The 19,299-nt window shown below is 46.8% G+C and carries 19 protein-coding genes and 1 tRNA gene; 13 read left to right on the top strand and 7 right to left on the bottom strand.

Going from position 1 to position 19,299, the window contains the following annotated elements:
* Position 1: 1 nt before the first annotated feature.
* A complete protein-coding gene (locus tag ACT6NV_RS07170) occupies positions 2-712 on the bottom strand; it encodes an SDR family oxidoreductase (RefSeq protein WP_445386575.1) in 711 nt (236 codons plus the stop codon).
* Positions 713-822: 110 nt separating this feature from the next.
* On the opposite strand from ACT6NV_RS07170, the gene ACT6NV_RS07165 reads away from it, so the two are divergent.
* A tRNA-Ala gene (locus ACT6NV_RS07165) sits at positions 823-896 on the top strand.
* 595 nt (positions 897-1,491) lie between these two features.
* Here ACT6NV_RS07165 and ACT6NV_RS07160 read toward each other — a convergent pair.
* Positions 1,492-2,289, bottom strand: coding sequence for a universal stress protein (locus ACT6NV_RS07160; protein ID WP_445386574.1), 798 nt, complete (start codon positions 2,287-2,289; stop codon positions 1,492-1,494).
* A 53-nt stretch (positions 2,290-2,342) separates the two neighbouring features.
* On the opposite strand from ACT6NV_RS07160, the gene ACT6NV_RS07155 reads away from it, so the two are divergent.
* Genes ACT6NV_RS07155 through ACT6NV_RS07145 form a run of 3 tightly spaced genes read left to right on the top strand, consistent with a single transcriptional unit; the run spans position 2,343 to position 4,972 of the window.
* A complete protein-coding gene (locus ACT6NV_RS07155) occupies positions 2,343-2,855 on the top strand; it encodes a GNAT family N-acetyltransferase (protein WP_445386573.1) in 513 nt (170 codons plus the stop codon).
* Positions 2,852-4,177 (top strand): MATE family efflux transporter, encoded by a 1,326-nt coding sequence (locus tag ACT6NV_RS07150; protein WP_445386572.1) that lies wholly within the window; start codon positions 2,852-2,854, stop codon positions 4,175-4,177. The genes ACT6NV_RS07155 and ACT6NV_RS07150 overlap by 4 nt, the downstream gene beginning before the upstream one ends.
* 24 nt (positions 4,178-4,201) lie before the next feature.
* Positions 4,202-4,972, top strand: a complete 771-nt coding sequence (locus ACT6NV_RS07145; protein ID WP_445386571.1) for an enoyl-CoA hydratase/isomerase family protein — start codon at positions 4,202-4,204, stop codon at positions 4,970-4,972.
* A 2-nt stretch (positions 4,973-4,974) separates the two neighbouring features.
* Here the strand turns inward: ACT6NV_RS07145 and ACT6NV_RS07140 are convergent, their stop codons facing one another.
* Positions 4,975-6,810, bottom strand: coding sequence for an ABC transporter ATP-binding protein (locus tag ACT6NV_RS07140; RefSeq protein ID WP_445386570.1), 1,836 nt, complete (start codon positions 6,808-6,810; stop codon positions 4,975-4,977).
* A 122-nt stretch (positions 6,811-6,932) separates the two neighbouring features.
* Here ACT6NV_RS07140 and ACT6NV_RS07135 point away from each other — a divergent pair, with 122 nt between their 5' ends.
* The gene (locus ACT6NV_RS07135; protein ID WP_445386569.1) at positions 6,933-7,388 is read left to right on the top strand and encodes a 6-pyruvoyl trahydropterin synthase family protein; all 456 of its coding nucleotides are present in this window, start codon (positions 6,933-6,935) and stop codon (positions 7,386-7,388) included.
* 56 nt (positions 7,389-7,444) lie between these two features.
* Positions 7,445-8,209 (top strand): UDP-2,3-diacylglucosamine diphosphatase, encoded by a 765-nt coding sequence (locus tag ACT6NV_RS07130; RefSeq protein WP_445386676.1) that lies wholly within the window; start codon positions 7,445-7,447, stop codon positions 8,207-8,209.
* On the opposite strand, the gene recJ is transcribed toward ACT6NV_RS07130, so the two are convergent.
* Together recJ and ACT6NV_RS07120 are read right to left on the bottom strand one after the other, a co-directional pair.
* Positions 8,204-9,898: a single-stranded-DNA-specific exonuclease RecJ gene (gene recJ / locus ACT6NV_RS07125; RefSeq protein WP_445386568.1), complete on the bottom strand. Its 1,695-nt coding sequence runs from the start codon at positions 9,896-9,898 to the stop codon at positions 8,204-8,206. The two genes, ACT6NV_RS07130 and recJ, sit on opposite strands and share 6 nt — an antisense overlap.
* An 81-nt stretch (positions 9,899-9,979) precedes the next feature.
* Positions 9,980-10,408 (bottom strand): OsmC family protein, encoded by a 429-nt coding sequence (locus ACT6NV_RS07120; RefSeq protein ID WP_445386567.1) that lies wholly within the window; start codon positions 10,406-10,408, stop codon positions 9,980-9,982.
* A gap of 48 nt (positions 10,409-10,456) precedes the next feature.
* Between ACT6NV_RS07120 and ACT6NV_RS07115 the strand changes: the two genes are divergently transcribed.
* Complete coding sequence (locus ACT6NV_RS07115; RefSeq protein ID WP_445386566.1) at positions 10,457-11,047, top strand: carboxymuconolactone decarboxylase family protein; 591 nt, start codon at positions 10,457-10,459, stop codon at positions 11,045-11,047.
* 20 nt (positions 11,048-11,067) lie between these two features.
* Here ACT6NV_RS07115 and rsmI read toward each other — a convergent pair whose 3' ends face one another.
* On the bottom strand, positions 11,068-11,751 hold the full coding sequence (gene rsmI / locus ACT6NV_RS07110; RefSeq protein WP_445386565.1) for a 16S rRNA (cytidine(1402)-2'-O)-methyltransferase: 684 nt from the start codon (positions 11,749-11,751) through the stop codon (positions 11,068-11,070).
* A gap of 64 nt (positions 11,752-11,815) precedes the next feature.
* The gene (locus ACT6NV_RS07105) at positions 11,816-12,502 is read right to left on the bottom strand and encodes a hypothetical protein (protein ID WP_445386564.1); all 687 of its coding nucleotides are present in this window, start codon (positions 12,500-12,502) and stop codon (positions 11,816-11,818) included.
* Positions 12,503-12,611: 109 nt separating this feature from the next.
* On the opposite strand from ACT6NV_RS07105, the gene ACT6NV_RS07100 reads away from it, so the two are divergent.
* The 6 genes from ACT6NV_RS07100 (at position 12,612) to ACT6NV_RS07075 (ending at position 19,296) form a co-directional block, all read left to right on the top strand.
* The gene (locus ACT6NV_RS07100) at positions 12,612-13,265 is read left to right on the top strand and encodes a thymidine kinase (RefSeq protein WP_445386563.1); all 654 of its coding nucleotides are present in this window, start codon (positions 12,612-12,614) and stop codon (positions 13,263-13,265) included.
* The gene (gene alr / locus ACT6NV_RS07095) at positions 13,249-14,361 is read left to right on the top strand and encodes an alanine racemase (RefSeq protein ID WP_445386562.1); all 1,113 of its coding nucleotides are present in this window, start codon (positions 13,249-13,251) and stop codon (positions 14,359-14,361) included. Before ACT6NV_RS07100 ends, alr begins: the two co-directional genes overlap by 17 nt.
* 61 nt (positions 14,362-14,422) lie before the next feature.
* Entirely contained in the window at positions 14,423-14,833 is a 411-nt protein-coding gene (gene mscL, locus ACT6NV_RS07090) for a large conductance mechanosensitive channel protein MscL (protein WP_445386561.1), read from the top strand.
* Positions 14,834-15,024: 191 nt separating this feature from the next.
* Complete coding sequence (locus ACT6NV_RS07085) at positions 15,025-16,014, top strand: aspartate-semialdehyde dehydrogenase (protein ID WP_445386560.1); 990 nt, start codon at positions 15,025-15,027, stop codon at positions 16,012-16,014.
* Positions 16,015-16,107: 93 nt separating this feature from the next.
* Positions 16,108-18,264, top strand: coding sequence for a prolyl oligopeptidase family serine peptidase (locus ACT6NV_RS07080; protein ID WP_445386559.1), 2,157 nt, complete (start codon positions 16,108-16,110; stop codon positions 18,262-18,264).
* Between the two features lie 54 nt (positions 18,265-18,318).
* Positions 18,319-19,296, top strand: a complete 978-nt coding sequence (locus tag ACT6NV_RS07075; RefSeq protein ID WP_445386558.1) for an ABC transporter ATP-binding protein — start codon at positions 18,319-18,321, stop codon at positions 19,294-19,296.
* Positions 19,297-19,299 lie beyond the last annotated feature (3 nt).

The following is a 19,299-nucleotide window of genomic DNA, read 5'->3' as shown; positions in this document are numbered from 1 at the left end:
CTTATTTTTTATCCGGCCGGGTAGGTCGAACTTCAATTTTACTGGGTAGCGTCCTATGGTTCATTTTAAGCAGGTCTATAACCAGCTCCCCTATGTCTTCAGGCTGAATTTTCCAGTCATCCTTTTCCGAGGGGCTATTCCCGTTAAAATGTGTAGCCACTGAACCGGGCATAATGGTAGAGACCTTGATGTTGTAGGGACGCAAATCCAGCATGGCTGCCTGAGTAAAGCCTACTACTCCAAATTTAGTCGCATTGTAGCCAGCTCCTGAAGGGAAGAAATTGCACCCGGCCAGACTTGCGATACTGATATAATAACCTTCTGAATTCTTCAGGGCCGAAACGGCAGCTTGCAGGGTGTTGAATACTCCGGTCAGATTTGTATCGATCATTTGGTGCCATTGACTGTCAGAAAGTTGGTCGATGGGTGCAAAATGCCCGACCCCGGCGTTGGCGATTACAATATCCAATTGTCCCCATTTGTCAAGAATGGTTTTCACCGCAGTCTTCTCATCGCTCTTTTTGCTGACATCAGATACAAGGGTTAGCACGTTTTCCGAGCCCAGCTGCTCAGCTGCATTATTCAGTGCTTTTTTGTCACGTCCACTTATGGCCACCTTCACTCCGTTAGCATGCAGGGATTTCGCAATTCCTAATCCTATACCCTTTGATCCACCGGTGATATAGGCTACTTTATTCTCTAAATTATCCATACTTCATTATTAGGTTTAATACAAAGATAAGGGCTTAAACCGGCAGTCAGAAAAACTCGTCTTCATTTTGAAACTTCCCTAAAAAGTACTTCCTTTGCCTTCTAGTTTTCGGGGGATTAGCTCAGCTGGCTAGAGCGCTTGCATGGCATGCAAGAGGTCACCGGTTCGACTCCGGTATTCTCCACTGATCAAGCACAATTTTATTTTGCAAGGATTAGAAATAGAAAAACCGCCGAATTAAATTCGAGCGGTTTTTTTGTTTTTAATACTGTGGCTGCGAGAAGCAGCCATAAAGGCAAAATAAAATTGTATTTGCAGGACTGGAGTTCAGCGGAGCAACGAAGTTACTCCGGTCATACTGCCAAGTTAACTTGAGCAGATTTTTTCTTTTTGGACACCTGAGCCACAAGGCAAAGCGAATTGTATTTGCAGGACTGGAGTTCAGCGGAGCAACGCAGTTACTCCGGTCAAATTCAACAACTTTCTTTAAGCGGTTTTTTGTTTTCGTTATCGTCCGGCATGCAAAGGACGGAACGGACAACATTTTTGTATTTGCATTACTGTAAAAACCAAGGTGTCGTCCGGTTCTGAGGCTAATTTTAGGGGACTCCCCCTTCCCCCATTTCAATTTACAATCTTTAACTGTCATTTGCCTGCAGCAAAACTGGAGCAGCTTCGGATTTTCGATTGGATTTATAAGGGGTGCCACCCCTCCCCGGCTCTAATTTAAGCTTGCAAACCGCAAAATCCATGCAGAACTTCCCAAGTTTAGCGGATGCTTAGTCTTTTTTCACACTTAAGACCAGTACCGGGATTCGTACCGAAAACTCAGACTTGAGGATAGTATTCTTTTCCCAGAGGTTTTGAAAAAAGCCCCTTTTACGCCTGAAAACGCAAAGCAAATCAGGATGCTGAAGCTGAAAGTGCTCCAGAACACCCAAATAAGTAGTGGCGTGCTCTGTCAGGGTAACCTGTGCACTAATATCCATAAGTGCCGTATTGATCTTAAGATCATCATCGGTGTAGCCTGGCGTTTTTACAAGTAGCAGGTTTACCTGTGACTTAAAGGAATTTTTTATGTTGATCAGCGGATTAAGAACGCGTTTGCGTTTCAACACTCCTGACCGGAAGGCCGTCAGGATCGTTTTGTATTTCTGGAACTTACTGCCTTTGGGAACGATAAGGGTCGGGATATCGGTGCGTTTAATAATCCGCCCCGAAGTATTCCCCAAATATAATTCGTCATCGACTTCCACACTTCTTGGCGCAATAATAATCAGGTCGATACCCAATTCCTTTTCAATATCCTTCAGGCCATCGATGATATCCCCGTTGTAAGTAGCGATTTTAATCTCGGTATTTCCCGGTTTGATCTTTTCGATCAGCTCCCGAATGCGATCACGGCTGCTCTCAACAACCTTATCCTTGATATTGGCCAGGTCTCCTGCACCCGTACTAATATTAAGAACCTCCATTACATATACATCAGCCCCAAAATTAGCCGCAAAATCTACCGCGTACTGCAGGGTTTCAAACGAGTCCGGGGAGTTACCTACGGGAACCAGAATGTTTTTCATAAGAAAGGATTGTCGATTAATATTCTAAATTTACAACAAAATTGAAGCTTCGCATGATCCGCCTGGCAAAGTTAAGGGAAATACCTGAAATTCTTAATATTACAAAAGCCTGTGGAGAAGAAATGCTCAGCAGGGGAATAGCCCAATGGAACGATCATTACCCCTCAGAGGAAGCCTTTCTGAATGATGTGAAAAGGGAAGAACTCTTTGTCCTGTTCAAAGATTCTTCGCTTATAGGATCGGTAGTTCTTTCCAAACACATGGATGAAGAGTACAAGGCGGTAAAATGGCTCTGCCCTGATGAAAATAATCGTTATGTGCATCGCCTGGCAATCCATCCGAAATTCCAGGGCCAGGGATATGCCCGTAAGCTGATGGATTTTGCAGAGGAAAAGGCCAGAACAGAAGGGGCTGTTTCTATACGCCTGGATACGTTCAGCCAAAATAAAAGGAATGAGCGATTTTATGAGCAACGGGGCTATCAGCGACTCGGCTCTGTTTATTTCCCCAACCAGAGCCAGCACCCCTTTTACTGTTATGAACTGCTTCTAAAACCCGCCCATTGAATCCAGCCCTGAGCCGTAAAAGACTAAACCAGCTGGCCCTGCCGGCCATTGTGGCAGGAATTGCAGAACCGCTGCTTAGTATCACTGATACCGCCATTGTCGGAAATATCCCTGAAGATGGCCTGGAGTCACTGGCAGCAGTAGGAATTGTTGGCTCCTTCCTCTCTATGCTTATCTGGATTCTGGGACAGACCCGTTCGGCAATTGCAGCCATCATTTCCCAATATCTGGGGGCCGGAAAGCTGGACGATATCACCTCCCTCCCGGCCCAGGCCATTTATTTAAATGTAGGGGTAAGTATCCTGATCCTTGTCAGCACTCTATTTTTCAGTGCAGAGATTTTTCAACTACTCAACGCCTCCGGAAAAATCCTGGAATATTGTTTGTCTTACTACCACATCCGTGTATGGGGTTTTCCGCTAACCCTGTTTACCTTCGCAATAATGGGCATATTTCAGGGGTTGCAGAATACAACCTGGCCCATGCTTATAGCCCTGGTGGGAGCTGGTCTCAATATCCTCCTGGATTTTCTTCTGGTCTATGGTTGGGAAGGCCTCATTCCTGCCATGCATTTGGAAGGGGCTGCCTGGGCAAGCCTTATTTCGCAATTTGTAATGGCAATTCTTGCCTTCTATCTGCTGTTTACGCAGAGTCCCATCCGCCTTGCCGTACAATTCCCTATACATCCCGAAATGAAACGTCTGGTCGGGATGGCGCTTAACCTCTTTGTAAGGACCCTTTCACTGAACATTGCCCTTTTATTTGCAGTACGGGAAGCCACGGCACTGGGTGACCGATATATAGGGGCACATACTATAGCTATTAACCTCTGGCTATTTTCTGCATTCTTTATTGACGGCTATTCGGCAGCTGGTAAAATACTGGGCGGCCGGTTTCTGGGAGCCAGGGATTATGACAGCCTATGGTTGCTCGCCAAAAAGACCGTTACCTATGGCATTTGGATTAGCCTTATCCTGATGGTCCTGGGCGGGGTTTTTTACAGGGAAATCGGGCAGATATTTTCGGGAGATCCCCTTGTGCTGGGCAGTTTTAACAGCATCTTTATAATTGTTATTCTGGGGCTGCCCTTTAATACCATAGCCTTTATATTCGACGGGATCTTCAAAGGCCTGGGGGAAATGAGGTACCTTCGGAATGTGCTGCTAATCGCAACTTTTTTAGGCTTTTTACCGGTACTTTATCTGGGAAAATACCTGGATTGGGGCCTTTATGGCATTTGGGCTGCCTTTACCGTCTGGATGTTATTAAGAGGTTTAACACTGATATGGAAGTTTCGAAGAAAATTTCGCCCGCTTTTGTAAAACCAGTAAATTTGATAAAAAACCATGGGAACCAGTCGGAAAGAAGGTAGTCTATACACCAAAATCAGTGGGAAACTGGCTATTGTTGAATTCGGACATCCCGCAAGTAATTCTTTTACTTCTGAACTGCTCTCACGGCTGGCTTCTGAAATACAATCCCTGGGCGAAAACCGGGAAGTAGCTGTAATCCTTTTGCAGTCGGAAGGCGACAGGGCTTTTTGTGCCGGGGCTTCCTTTGACGAGTTGCTCCAGGTATCCAACCATGAGGAAAGCCAGGCGTTTTTTAGTGGTTTTGCCATATTAATAAACAAAATGCGGCTTTGCCCCAAGCCTATTATTGGGAAAGTACAGGGGAAGGCCGTGGGTGGCGGTGTAGGCCTTATCGCTGCCTGTGATTATGTGCTGGCTGCTGAAGCTGCGGCCATCAGACTCTCCGAATTGAGCATAGGAATAGCCCCGCTGGTAATTGCTCCGGCTGTAGCCCGTAAAGCAGGGGCTTCAGGTCTTTCAGAATTAGCGCTTTCCCCCAAAGAATGGAAAAGTGCCTACTGGGCACTCGAAAAAGGACTCTATTCCAAGGTATATGAAAGCCGTAAAGACCTGGATAAGGAGACAGAATTCTATACTCAAAACCTTGCTTCCTATTCCAGTGAAGCCCTCTCATTGATGAAAAAAGCGCTTTGGGCAGGAACGGATCACTGGGAAGAATTACTAACAAGCCGTGCGGCGCTTACGGGAAAACTTGCCCTCTCCGAAGAAACGCGAAGGACCCTGGACGATTTTAAGAAAAAATAGCCTTATTGGTAGCCTGCCGCCTGCAGGTTAAATAATTCAGCGTATAGCCCATCTCTCGCCAGTAATTCCTCATGTGTTCCCAATTCAAGGATTTGTCCATCTTCCAGGACCAGGATACGATCGGCCATCCTAACAGTACTAAAACGATGTGAGATAATAACACTTGTCTTTCCCTGGGTAAGACCAATGAATCTCTTAAATACCTCGTATTCTGCACGGGCGTCCAGAGAAGCAGTTGGCTCATCAAGAATCATGATTTCAGCATCTTTCATATAGGCCCGTGCGAGCGCTACTTTTTGCCATTGTCCTCCGCTAAGGTCCTGTCCGCGTTTAAATCGGCGGCCCAGCTGTTGATCCAGGCCATCCTGCATTTCGGCTATTACCTGAGAAGCCAGGCTTTTTTCTGAAGCGTCCACAATACGGGGGGTGTCTTCCAGGGCATCTATGTTACCCACTGCTATATTTTCCCTCAGTGTAAATTCATACTTGAAATAATCCTGAAAGATTACCCCAAAAAGGGATCTGTATTGCTGTTTATCATATCGTGAAATGTCAATCCCATCCAGTAGTATCCTTCCCTTCGTTGGCTCATAAAACCGGAGTATTAGTTTGATCAGGGTTGTTTTACCCGCCCCGTTCTGCCCTACAAAGGCCATCTTTTCACCTGCATGCAGTTTAAAAGAAACGCCTTTAAGGATAGGGTTTTCCCCTCCGGGATACGTAAAATGTACGGATTCAAAGGTGAAACCATCCCGGATGGTATCCGGTACCGGAACAACTTCTTCAGAAACAGTTTCAATCCTGAGGTCTATAAAGTCAAAATAGTCCTTTAAATAAAGTGCACTTTCAGAAATTCGGGTAAAGCGGGAAAAAAAGGTCTGTAAATTAGACTGAAGCCGGTTAAACGAGCCCGATAGAAAAGTGAGCTCCCCAATGGATAGGAATCCATTTATGGTCCGATAGATAATCAGCACGTACGCCCCGTAATAAGCCACAATACCCAGAATGTTAAAAACAGACCCAAGCAGGCTTTGCCTGATGGCCAGTTTGCGATTCAGCAAATAATAGCGGTGAGCCAGAACTGAAAAACGCCTGGCAATAAAATCAGTAAGGCCAAATAGTTTTATTTCCTTAGCTGTCAGGTTATTAGCCCCTATATACCGCAGGTAATCCAGTTCCCGTCGCTCGCTGGTCCAGCTCCGTGCGAGGGAATAACGATCAGAGGAATACTTGATTTCATTTATAAAAGAAGGGATAATGCTGATAACTAACAGCAGGATCAGCCAGGGCTCAAAATAGATCAACCCCACAATCAAAGAAGCAATGGAAATCAGGCTTTCAGCCTGGCCGAGCACATTGCTCATAAGGTTGACGCGACTGTTGGTTTGCGTCCGGGCCCTTTCGAGCTTATCGTAAAAGTCCGGGTTTTCCAGTTGCTCTATAGTTAGTTCCTGGGTTTTACGAATGATCCTTTCGGAAGACTGGTTGGAATACAAATCGCCCAGCAATCCATCGGTAAGGTTTACCAACCGACCCAAAAGATCAGAGGCGAGAGCCACCCCTAATTCTATTGCAACATACTTCCAGAGCAGTTCCAGGTTTTCCGGGCCTGTTTGCACGGCCCTAACGATTTCATCGATGATAATCTTACCGACCCAGAGCAAAATCACCGGACTAAAGGCCTTGAGGATACGCGCCAGCAGATTCAACACAAAAAGCCCGGGACCCGCCTGGTAAATTTCCCTGAAAAACCTGGGAATGGCCCTCCAGGCCCTGAAGGAATCGGACAGTGGGATGCGCTGATCTTCCGTAATTGATTTCAAGCGTCTTGCAGCCAACCTTTTTTCTTTGCAAGTTACACAACCTCCCCCAATCCTCCCGCCCCGGCTCCTAAGCTAATTTTAAACCTATGGTGGCGGATACTTCAGATTTTCTACTTTTGTAAACATATGATGCCCGGATGAAAAATATACGCATTACCAAAGAATTTACCTTTGAAACAGGACATGCCCTTTACGGTTATGATGGCAAGTGCCGCAATGTCCATGGGCACAGCTATCAGCTGGCTGTAACCATTATCGGTACGCCCATTGAAACCCCCGGAGAAGTTAAACTGGGAATGGTTATGGATTTTGGTGACCTTAAAGAAATTGTAAAGGAAGAAATAGTAGACCCCTTCGATCACGCCACTATTTTTAATAAGAATACCCCGCATGTGGCTTTAGCAAATACCCTGGCAGCCGAAGGTCATAAAGTAATCCTTGCCGATTACCAGCCTACCAGTGAGAATATGGTCCTTGATTTTGCTTCCAAAATAAAGACGCGCCTGCCGGATAATATTCGATTGCACAGCTTAAAACTCAGGGAAACCGGAACTGCTTTTGCCGAATGGTATGCAAGTGACAATCCGGAATAACGCTTTTAGAGTCGGATTGGTTTTCCGATTTGTATCTTTGACCCGGCATGAAAAGAATTGACATCCCTTCAGGCAAAAAGATTTATTTTGCCAGTGACAACCATCTTGGGGCGCCAACTTCAAAGGAGAGCCTTCCCCGGGAACGGCATTTTGTCAATTGGCTGGGGCAGATTCAAAAGGATGCAGCAGCCGTTTTCCTGCTGGGCGATCTCTTTGACTTCTGGTTTGAATATAAATATGCGGTGCCCAAAGGATTTACAAGAACCCTGGGGAAACTTGCCGATCTTACAGACCAGGGCATTCCCGTTTACTTCTTTGTGGGCAATCACGATCTATGGATGAATGGTTATTTTGAAGAAGAACTGGGGATTCCTGTATATCACAGCCCGCAGGAATTCCAATTAAACGACCGGCATTTTCTGATAGGTCATGGTGATGGACTGGGTCCGGGAGATAAGGGGTTTAAGCGGATGAAAAAGGTCTTTACAAACCCGCTATCCAAATGGCTCTTCAGGTGGTTGCACCCGGATATCGGCATTCGCATGGGGCAATACTTTTCAGTAAAGAACAAACTGATTTCAGGAGATGAACAGGCCGAATTCCAGGGGGAAGAAAACGAATGGCTGGTACAGTATGCCCGTCGTAAACTTCAGCAAAAATCCTATGACTATTTTGTTTTTGGCCACCGCCATTTACCGCTGGATATTTCCCTCACTCCCCAATCCCGGTATATAAACCTCGGTGACTGGATACGCTATTTCAGCTATGGGGTTTTTGACGGTAAGTCCATGACCCTGGAATACCATAAAAAGCCTTTATAGGGGCTTTATATCCCTGATCCTTAGCTGAATATTCCGTTTGCCCTGCCAATGGTTTTCTTCAATTGAAAAAACGGCCTCAAAAGGTTTGCCCCCTTTTATGATTTCGAGACGATCCCCCAGGCCAAATCCTATGGCTTGAAAAACAGCCGAATCCCCTTGTTTTACAGCGAGTTTTAGATGTGCCCCATCCTGTCCCACTTTTTTCGCATAACCGGTATCCATCAGGGGGGCTGCTCCAAAAACGGGTGTAGCATTCCCCGGGCCAAAAGGTGCAAATTGACTAAGGATGCGCAACAGGCGTTCGTTAATGTCTTTCAGCTCTATAGGCAGGTCTACTGATATTTCGGGCTGCAGCAGGGCCGGGTCCATAGTGCGGGCCACCTGTTCCTCAAAGCGAAGCTTAAATTCTTCAAAGCGGGAACTATCAATGGTCAGACCCGCTGCGTAGGTATGCCCTCCAAACTGCTCTATACAATCCGAACAGGCTTCCAGGGCCTCATACAAATCGAATCCCCGGACCGACCGTGCAGAGGCAGCCAGCTTATCGCCGCTTCTGGTAAATACAAGGGTGGGACGATAGAAGGTCTCGATAAGGCGGGATGCTACAATCCCGATTACCCCTTTGTGCCAGTCTTCCTTGTAGACTACAGTACTCCAGCTTTCTTCCTCCCCGTTTCTGCGAATCATCTCCAGGGCCTCCAGGGTAATCTGACGGTCCATGTCTCGCCGTTCAGCATTCATTGAATCTATAACTCCGGCCAGGGCTATGGCCCTCTGGAAATCTGTTTCAATCAATAATTCCACTGCCTGTTCTCCATGATGCATCCGCCCGGCTGCGTTGATCCGGGGCGCCAATTGAAAAACTAGGTCTGAAATCTTAAAATCCTTTTTCTCCTGCTGTTGCATCAGGGCACGAATCCCGGGACGGGGTGAATCATTTATAACCCTCAAGCCATAGGTGGCAAGAATTCTGTTTTCACCGGTAATAGGCACTATATCGGCCGCTATTGCCGTTGCTACCAGGTCCAGGTAGGGCAAAAGGGATTCCATTGAATTTCCTCTGGACACATGCAGGGCCTGTATGAGCTTAAAGCCTACCCCACAACCACATAATTCCGGGTAGGGATAAGTACAATCCTCCCGCTTCGGGTCCAGGATGGCCTCGGCTGCAGGGAGTGCTGCCCCTGGCCTGTGATGATCGCAAATAATAAAATCGATCCCTTTTTCAGCGGCATAGGCTACCTGTTTGTTTGCTTTAATACCGCAATCCAGGGCGATGATCAGACCAATCCCATTATCCGCAGCAAAGTCTATCCCCTCTATAGACACTCCATAACCCTCCTTGTAGCGATCGGGAATATAACTGGCTACATGGGAATAGAATGATCTCAAATAGGCTACCATCAGGGAAACGGCAGTAGTACCATCCACATCGTAGTCGCCATAGACCAGGATGCGTTCTTCCTCCTCAATGGCTTTCTGTATCCTGGCAACGGCCCTGTCCATGTCCTTCATCAGGAAAGGATCGTGCAAATGGCTCAGTTCCGGACGAAAAAAAAGTCTTGCCTCTTCGAAGCTGTAAATATCCCGTTGTAAAAGCAAAGCCGCCAGCAGGCGATCTACTTTTAGTGCAGAAGCCAACTTGGAAGTCGCAGCTTCCGTTGGAATATCTTTATAAATCCATCGCATATTCTCTGACTGCGCAATAAAATTAGATCCATTTGCTGCACCATTCCAGCGGCTTGGCAAACAACATCCCTTTTTCGTTTTTTATTCCTCGTGAAAATGGCAGATCACACCCATCTGTGCGAATTCCCGAAACATAGCCATTACCCCGCAGTATTTTTCGGCAGACAAATTTACGGCCTTTTCGAGCTTGGCTCTATTGAGATTCTTTCCAAAAAAATGAAATTCCAAAGATACCTTCGTATAGGTTTGGGGATGGGTATCGCTAAGATCGGCATTGGTCTCTATATGAAAACCCGAAACGTCCAATTTCATTTTGCGGATAAGAGAAGCCACATCCAGGCCTGAACAACCCGCCAGGGAACTCAGCATTAGTGCCTTGGGGCGAAGCCCTTCTCCTTTTCCTCCATCTTCCGGGCTGGCATCTATTTTGAATTTCAATCCTGAGGGATTATTACTTTCAAATGCCATATCTCCCAGCCACTTAGTAGTAACACGATTGGTTGAAGCCATATATTTTTTGTTTCTTGTGAGCCTAAAAATACAATAAAAATATCCCTTATGCCCTTAGTTAACCCCCTGGATCCTGCAGCCGACCCGGAAACCAGAAAGCTCGCCGAATTCTTTAATGAAACCCTTGGGTTCTGCCCGAATTCGATCCTTACCATGCAGCACAGGCCTGCCATTTCCAAGGCGTTTATCAATCTAAACAAGGCCGTAATGGCCAACCAGGGCAGGGTTACATCAGCCCTGAAGCGCATGATAGCCTGGGTAAGCAGCAATGCCACAGGCTGCCGGTACTGTCAGGCCCACGCCATTCGGGCTGCAGAGCGCTACGGGGCCGAACAGGAACAACTCGATAATATATGGGAATATAGAACCCATCCCGCTTTTTCCGAAGCCGAACGGGCTGCCCTGGATTTTTCCCTGGCGGCCTCGCAGGTACCCAATGCGGTTGATGGTAAGATCAAAGAGCGCTTGCACAAGCACTGGAATGAAGGCGAAATTGTTGAAATGCTGGGGGTTATTTCCCTTTTCGGCTACCTGAATCGCTGGAATGATTCTATGGGCACTACCATTGAATCCGGGGCCGTTGAAAGTGGTGAAAAATACCTCGGAAAACACGGCTGGGAAAAAGGGAAGCACGCCTGAGCTTACTCAAAGAGAGAGGTTTATTTACCCGACCCTTTTAACACAATTACCAATTCCCCCTTTGGCGGGGCATCGCGAAAATGTGCTGCCACTTCCTCCAGGCTGCCCCTGACAGTTTCCTCATATAATTTGGTGAGCTCCCTGCTTACAACCACCTCCCTGTCCGGGCCAAAAACACTTATAAACTGGTCCAGGGTTTTTAAAAGTTTATGAGGTGATTCATAAAAGATAAGCGTTCGCTGCTCAGAAGCCAGGGCTTCCATTCTGCTTTGCCTGCCCTTTTTAGGGGGCAGGAAGCCTTCAAAAATAAAACGGTCCGACGGGAAACCACTATTGACCAGAGCAGGAATCAGTGCGGTTGCTCCAGGCAGACAATTCACCGCTACCCCCTGCTGTAAGCATTCGCGAACCAGCAGGAAGCCTGGGTCTGAAATGGAAGGGGTACCGGCATCCGATATCAGCGCCATGGCAGTACCGGAAGCCAAATCACTGCAAATCTGATGCACCACTTTATGCTCATTATGCATATGATAGGGCCGCAAAGGGGTCTCTATGTTGTAATGCTTTAATAATTTTCCACTAGTCCGAGTATCTTCCGCGAGAATGAGGTCTACAGACTTCAGGACTTCCAAAGCCCGCAGAGTAATATCGGCAAGGTTGCCGATAGGGGTTGGTACAATATAAAGAATCCCTTGCTGCTCCATTTAACAATAAAAAAGGCCGAACCACATCAGATGGTTTCGGCCAAAACATTCATAAAGCCTGCTTTCAGGCGAAACGTCTTTCTATAAGTGCCATAAACCGGGCTTCAAATTCCTCTTTACCTTTCCAGTTCCCGTACTCGGGCTTAACCATCTTCTCAATAAATTCGACTGAACGCTGTTGAGATTCTATGGTGTTTAATTGGGAAAGGATACGGTTGAAATCTTCCGTACTATCGTTAAACAGGTGTTTAACGAATGCCAGCCGATCATTCAGCCCTACAGAGATTTCCCTGGCAGACAGCGTATCGTTCAGTGACTTTTTATCGGTCATCCCGGTTTTTTCGGGAATGTCCGGTGTCAGGATCTCTTTGTCGTTCTTAATAAAGTCATTCTGGGAAAGGAATTTCTCCAGTACTTCCTCCAGTTCCTCGCCCCCCGGCATTTCAGATACCATATGCTTTATGGTATCTATTCCCGGAATAATAATATCCTCTTCATGCGGGTTGGATTCCGGGACCATCCTGTTTTCATTGATTACAGCGGAAGCAATAGATTCGAATTTGGAAGCCATCTCACTTTTACTCACATCGATCTCCACATGCTGTAGCTTTTCCTCAATCAATTTTAGAACCGCCAATTTTTCATATAAACGCTGTGAGCGGGTATACAGCCGCGGGATATCCATTTCCTCCCTGCTGGTTATAATATCCGTAGCCAGCAAGATCAATTCCTCTCTTAATTTTCGCTTCATAGCAATTTAGCCTTGTACTCCTCCGGGAAGGTGTTGCTTTTTTAATACTTTTATGTATCCGTTTGTTTATTGAACGGACAAAGTGCTAACTTTCGTCTAAAATTACGAAATGTTTCTCGAAAATACAGTTAATCACAAAGAACAATTCGGCTGGATCGAAGTGATCTGCGGGTCCATGTTTTCGGGGAAAACAGAAGAATTAATCCGCCGCCTGAAACGGGCCCAGTTCGCCCGGCAGAAGGTAGAAATTTTCAAGCCCATAGTAGATACCCGCTACCATGAGGAAATGGTAGTCTCGCACGACGAAAATGAGATTCGGTCCACCCCCGTCCCTGCCGCCGCTAACATCCGGCTCCTGGCAGACGATTGCGATGTTGTGGGCATAGATGAGGCTCAGTTTTTTGATGACGAAATCGTTACGGTATGCAATGATCTGGCAAACAGAGGGGTAAGGGTAGTGGTCGCCGGATTGGATATGGACTTCAAAGGCAATCCTTTCGGCCCCATGCCAGCCCTTATGGCCACGGCAGAATATGTAACCAAAGTACACGCTATTTGTACCCGAACCGGAAACCTTGCCAATTACAGCTATCGCAAATCCCAGAACGACAGACTGGTCCTTTTAGGGGAAACGGATGAATATGAACCCTTGAGCCGGGCAGCATTCTACAAAGCCATGCTCAAAGAAAAAATTCGCAAACTGGATGTTACCGATGCAGAAGAAGTGACCCCTAAAAACCCCAGGAATGCTGCAAACCAGTGATACTATTCTGGAAATAGACCTTGGGGCTCTCGCTCACAATTACCAGTTCATACGCTCCCGACTTCATCCGGACACCCGTCTTTTAGGGGTCGTAAAAGCCTTTGCCTATGGGAGTGAATCCCTGGCTGTTGCCCGTAAACTTGAAAGCCTGGGGGCAGACTATCTGGCTGTAGCCTATACGGAAGAAGGGGTTACATTGAGAAAAGGAGGGGTGCGATTACCCATAATGGTCTTGCATCCGCAGCCATCCGGATTCCATGCCCTTATCGAACATTGCCTGGAACCGGCATTGTATGCCCCCCGTATCCTGAAATTATTTGTTGAAACCCTGGAAGCTCTGAAGCAGAAAGAATATCCGGTACACTTAAAGTTTAATACAGGACTAAACCGGCTTGGATTTTGGGAAAATGACCTCAACTGGATAAAAGACCAGTTAAAAGATACCTCCTGCCTGCAGGTGCGTTCCATCTTATCTCACTTGGCCGCCTCAGATGATCCGGATCAGGAAGGCTTTACCCGCATGCAGATAGAAGCCTTCGGGAAGATAGTCGGGCAGTATGAAACCCTTTTCCCGGCTCCGGTTTTAAAACACTTGCTAAACACATCGGGCATTCTCAATTATCCCGAGGCCCAATGGGATATGGTTCGCAGCGGGATCGGATTATACGGATATTCGAATGATTTGGAAACAGATTCCAAATTAAAGGCGGTGGCCCGGTTGAAGACGCGAATTTCCCAGATCCACCAGATCGAGCCAGGAGAATGGGTAGGATACAATAAGGGGTATGTAGCCCCCGATTTCCGCAACACGGCTACCCTGCCCATCGGTCATGCCGACGGGATTGGCCGGCAGTACGGACAGGGCAGGGGCTTTGTCTGGATTCAGGGCAAAAAAGCACCAATTATCGGCAATGTGTGTATGGACATGCTGATGGTGGATATTAGTGGGATCGATTGCCGGGAGGGGGATGAGGTCATCTTATTTGGAAACATGCATTCGGCAGAATTATTTGCCAAAGGGGCGCAGACCATATCTTATGAGCTACTTGCCGGGATTTCCCAACGGGTACCGAGGGTAATATTAGATACCGATTAGCCTTAAAATCAGTTAAATATTTTAGTATCTTCCTACCCGTAAAACATTAAACACTATAACCATGCTAAAAGAATTCAAGAATTTTATCATGACCGGAAACGTCATTGACCTGGCGGTTGCGGTATTACTTGCAGGAGCGGCAGGCCTTGTGGTAAGCGGCTTTGTAAATGACATTATGATGCCCATTGTGGGGTATTTTACCGGGGGAGTTGATTTTTCAGATATGAAGATCATCCTCTCCGAAGCTGTGGTGGCAGCAGATGGTAGCGTAACTACCCCTGAAAGTGCGATCCGATATGGCGCATGGGTAAATACACTCATCAATTTGGTGATTGTTGGTTTTGTCCTTTTTGTGATCGTAAAGGCGTACAACAAGACCAAAAAGCCCAAAGAAGAAGCAGCTCCGGCTCCAAAAGGCCCTTCCCAGGAAGAGTTACTTGCAGAAATCCGGGATTTGCTGAAAAAGAAATAATCCGCTCAGCGGAAACCGCTACACCATTTTAATCAAACCGCTGTGAAGACCTCACGGCGGTTCTTTTTTGATCAGTACGAAAATACTTTTGTTACAAATTAAACAATATGTTTTAATTTTTAAATGTCGCCCTATGATTTCTTGTCCGGAATCCGGGGCTTGACTACCTTTACCACTTGAATCATTCATTTATGAAACTTGCAGTTGTGGGAGCCACCGGAATGGTGGGAGAGATTATGCTTCGGGTTCTGGAAGAACGAAAATTCCCGGTTGGGGAGTTACTGCTGGTAGCTTCTGAAAAATCAATAGGTAAAAAGATACCCTTCAAGGGAAAGGAGCACACAGTCATCGGCCTGGAGGAAGCGGTGGCGGCAAGGCCCGACATTGCCCTTTTCTCAGCCGGGGGTGACACCTCCCTGGAGTGGGCGCCCAGATTTGCAGAGGCAGGGACAACAGTCATCGATAATTCTTCCGCCTGGAGGATGGATCCAGATAAAAAACTGGTTGTGCCCGAAATTAATGCCGGCACACTGCAGGCATCGGATAAGATCATCGCAAACCCCAATTGCTCCACCATACAGCTGGTTATGGTCCTGGCTCCGCTGCATGCGCGATACAAACTTAAAAGGGTCGTGATTTCCACTTACCAGTCGGTATCCGGAACAGGTATTAAAGCGGTCCGTCAATTGGAAAATGAGATGGCTGGAATCGAGGGTGAGAAGGCCTATCCGTATCCTATACACAGAAATGCCCTCCCCCATTGCGATATTTTCATGGACAACGGGTATACGAAAGAAGAGATGAAGCTGGCCCGCGAACCACAGAAAATTCTCGACGACCCAACCTTTTCAGTAACAGCCACTGCCGTTCGTATCCCTACGGCGGGCGGGCATTCCGAAGCTGTAAATATTGAATTCCACAACGATTTTGAACTGGCTGAGGTCCGGAATATCCTGGCTAACACCCCAGGTGTCATTTTGGAGGACGAACCTTCCCAAAACCGGTATCCTATGCCCGTAACAGCCCACGATAAGGATGAGGTTTTTGTGGGCCGGATACGCAGGGATGAGAGCCAGGCAAACAGCCTGAACCTTTGGATTGTGGCAGATAACCTCAGGAAAGGTGCCGCCACCAATGCAGTTCAAATTGCAGAATACCTCCTGGCGCAAAGCCTTGTTTGAATCTCCTTAAAATACTGTTAAATACAACCTTCAGATTCGGGTTGAGCGCCTTAAATATGGTATTTTTGAGAAGACCACATTTAAAAAACCCTTATGAAATACTGTGCAACTATTTTCTGTGCCGCCCTGTTCCTTTTGGGCTGCAATACCAAAAAAAACAATAAAATGGCAATTGCTTATCCGGAAACCAATAAGGTAGATACCGTGGATACCTATTTCGGGAATGAAGTACCGGACCCCTATCGCTGGCTCGAAGACGACATGTCTGCCGAAACGGAGACCTGGGTAAGCGCCCAGAACGAGGTTACCTTTGGTTACCTGGATCAGATTCCTTTCCGCGACCAGCTCAAGCAACGGCTCGAAAAGTTGTGGAACTACGAAAAACTGGGAACCCCTTTTAAAGAAGGTGGCATTACCTATTTCTACAAGAATAATGGCCTTCAGGACCAATCTGTGGTCTACAGGCAAAAAAGCGAGGAAGAGGAAGCCGAAGTTTTCCTGGATCCAAACAGTTTCTCAGAAGACGGGACCACCTCACTGGCCGGGCTCAGTTTTTCAAAAGATGGTTCCCTGGCTGCCTATTCCATTTCAGAAGGAGGCAGTGACTGGCGCAAGATCATTGTTCTGGATGCAGAAAGCAGGGAAATAGTCGAGGATACCCTGGTAGATGTAAAATTCAGCGGTATTTCCTGGAAGGGCCAGGAGGGCTTCTATTATTCCAGTTACGATAAACCGGATGGGAGTGAGCTTTCCGCAAAAACGGATCAGCACAAGGTCTATTATCACAAAATTGGAACCCCCCAGGAAGCAGACGAACTGATATTCGGAGGAAGCCCTGATCAAAAACATCGTTATATAGGTGGCCGGGTTACCGAAGATGATCGATTCCTGGTGCTGTCGGCCTCAAACACTACTTCAGGCAATAAATTATTTATAAAAGACCTCGAAGATCCCAATGGGAAAATAATCCCTATCCTGAATAATGAAGACACTGAGAGTTATATAATCGAAAATGTTGGTTCCAAACTCTATATCGTTACCAACCTCAATGCGCCCAACCAGAAAATTGTTACCGTAGACGCCTCGGATCCCGGTCCGGAAAACTGGGTGGATTTTATTCCTGAAACCGAAAACGTCCTCAGCCCCAGCACCGGTGGAGGTTACTTTTTTGCAGAATATATGGTAGATGCCATTTCACAGGTAAAACAGTTTGATTACGATGGAAAACTCGTCCGCGAAGTACCACTGCCCGGGGTGGGAAGTGCAGGCGGTTTTGGCGGTAAAAAAGAAGAAAAGGAATTCTATTTCTATTTTACGAATTACAACACCCCTACTTCATCCTATAAATACAATGTGGATACCGGGGAATACGAGCTGTACTGGAAACCTGATATCGATTTTAATTCCTCGGAATACGTGTCCGAGCAGGTTTTCTATAATTCCAAAGACGGAACTAAAATCCCCATGATCATCACCTATAAAAAGGGGATTGAACGAAACGGGAAGAACCCAACCATCCTTTATGGATACGGCGGTTTCAACATTAGTCTGACCCCCAGTTTCAGCACCCCTAACGCCATCTGGATGGAACAGGGAGGTATCTATGCTGTTCCCAATATCCGGGGCGGCGGGGAATATGGCAAAGAATGGCATGATGCAGGAACCCAAATGAAAAAACAGAATGTCTTTGATGACTTCATTGCGGCGGCGGAATATTTAATTGCAGAAGACTATACTTCCAAGGAGTACCTGGCCATACGCGGAGGATCCAACGGCGGCCTGCTGGTGGGCGCCGTAATGACCCAGCGCCCGGACCTAATGCAGGTGGCCCTGCCGGCAGTAGGGGTTTTGGACATGTTGCGCTATCACACCTTTACAGCCGGAGCCGGTTGGTCTTATGATTACGGAACTGCTGAAGACAGCCCGGAAATGTTTGAGTACCTTAAGGGCTATTCCCCGGTACACAATGTGAAAGAAGGCGTATCCTACCCGGCAACCCTGGTTACCACAGGAGACCATGATGACAGGGTAGTACCGGCACATAGTTTTAAATTTGCAGCCAATTTGCAGGAAAAACAAGCAGGGGAAAACCCGGTGCTCATCCGCATTGAGACCAAGGCCGGACACGGGGCGGGGACTCCTATCAGCAAATCAATTGAACAATACGCAGATGTTTTTGGATTCACCCTGTACAATATGGGATTCGAATCCCTCCCCAACCAGTTGGTACTAAAAGAATTTAAAAATTAGGATAACCAAAAGGATCAAAAATCCGTTTCCCGGGAAACGGATTTTTTTGTAGGTATGCTTAACGTTTCTGAAATATACTTTGGGTATGAGCAGGAGCCAGTGCTGGAAGATATCAGTTTTACACTTCAGGCAGGGGAACATCTTGCCGTGATGGGGGAAAGCGGATGTGGAAAGAGTACACTGCTTAAGATCCTCTACGGGATGCTGCCTTTCGAAAGAGGCAGCATCCATTGGAAAGACCAGGCCATAAAAGGCCCTGCATTCCAACTGCTTCCCGGAGCCCCTTTTTTGAAATACCTGGCTCAGGACTTTGACCTGATGCCCTTTATCAGCGTTGAAGAAAATATCGGAAAATACCTTTCTGTTAATTATCCCGAAGATACAGCCCGCCGTATAGATGAGTTGTTGCATACCATGGAGCTGACGGAATACCGGAATAAAAAAGTTAAATACCTCAGCGGGGGCCAACAACAGCGCGTGGCCCTTGCCCGCGTTCTTGCACAAAAGCCAGAATTGCTTTTACTGGACGAGCCTTTCGGACATATAGATCATTTCAGGAGAAATCAGCTGCGTCGCAGTCTTTTTGCCTATCTGAAAAAAGAAAGGATCAGCTGTATCTGTGCCACCCACGATTACCACGATGTACTGCCCTATGCGGATTCAATAATGGTTTTAAAGGACAGGCAGGTCCTTGATCTGAGGCCTGTCAAGGAAATCTATGAACAGCCCGGAAACCTGTATACAGCTTCCCTGCTTGGGGAGGCAAACCTGATCCCAATCAATATTCTCAAATCATATGCCTCCACTACCCGCAACATCGTAGTGTATGCCCACGAACTCAAGGTATCCGCCAAATCGGGTTTGGAAGTGGTAGTGTCCCATTCCTATTATCTGGGAGGGTATTATCGGGTATATGGAACTTTTGATGGAGACAGAGGCGTTTATTTCAATTCGGAGACGCCCGTTCAAGGCGGGAAAAAAGTCTTTTTGAATGTTTCTTTGAATACTATAAACAAGCGAATGCCTATCTGAGAC

It is taken from the genome of Robiginitalea insularis (assembly GCF_052497835.1).
This window is presented reverse-complemented; position numbering and strand designations above follow the sequence as displayed.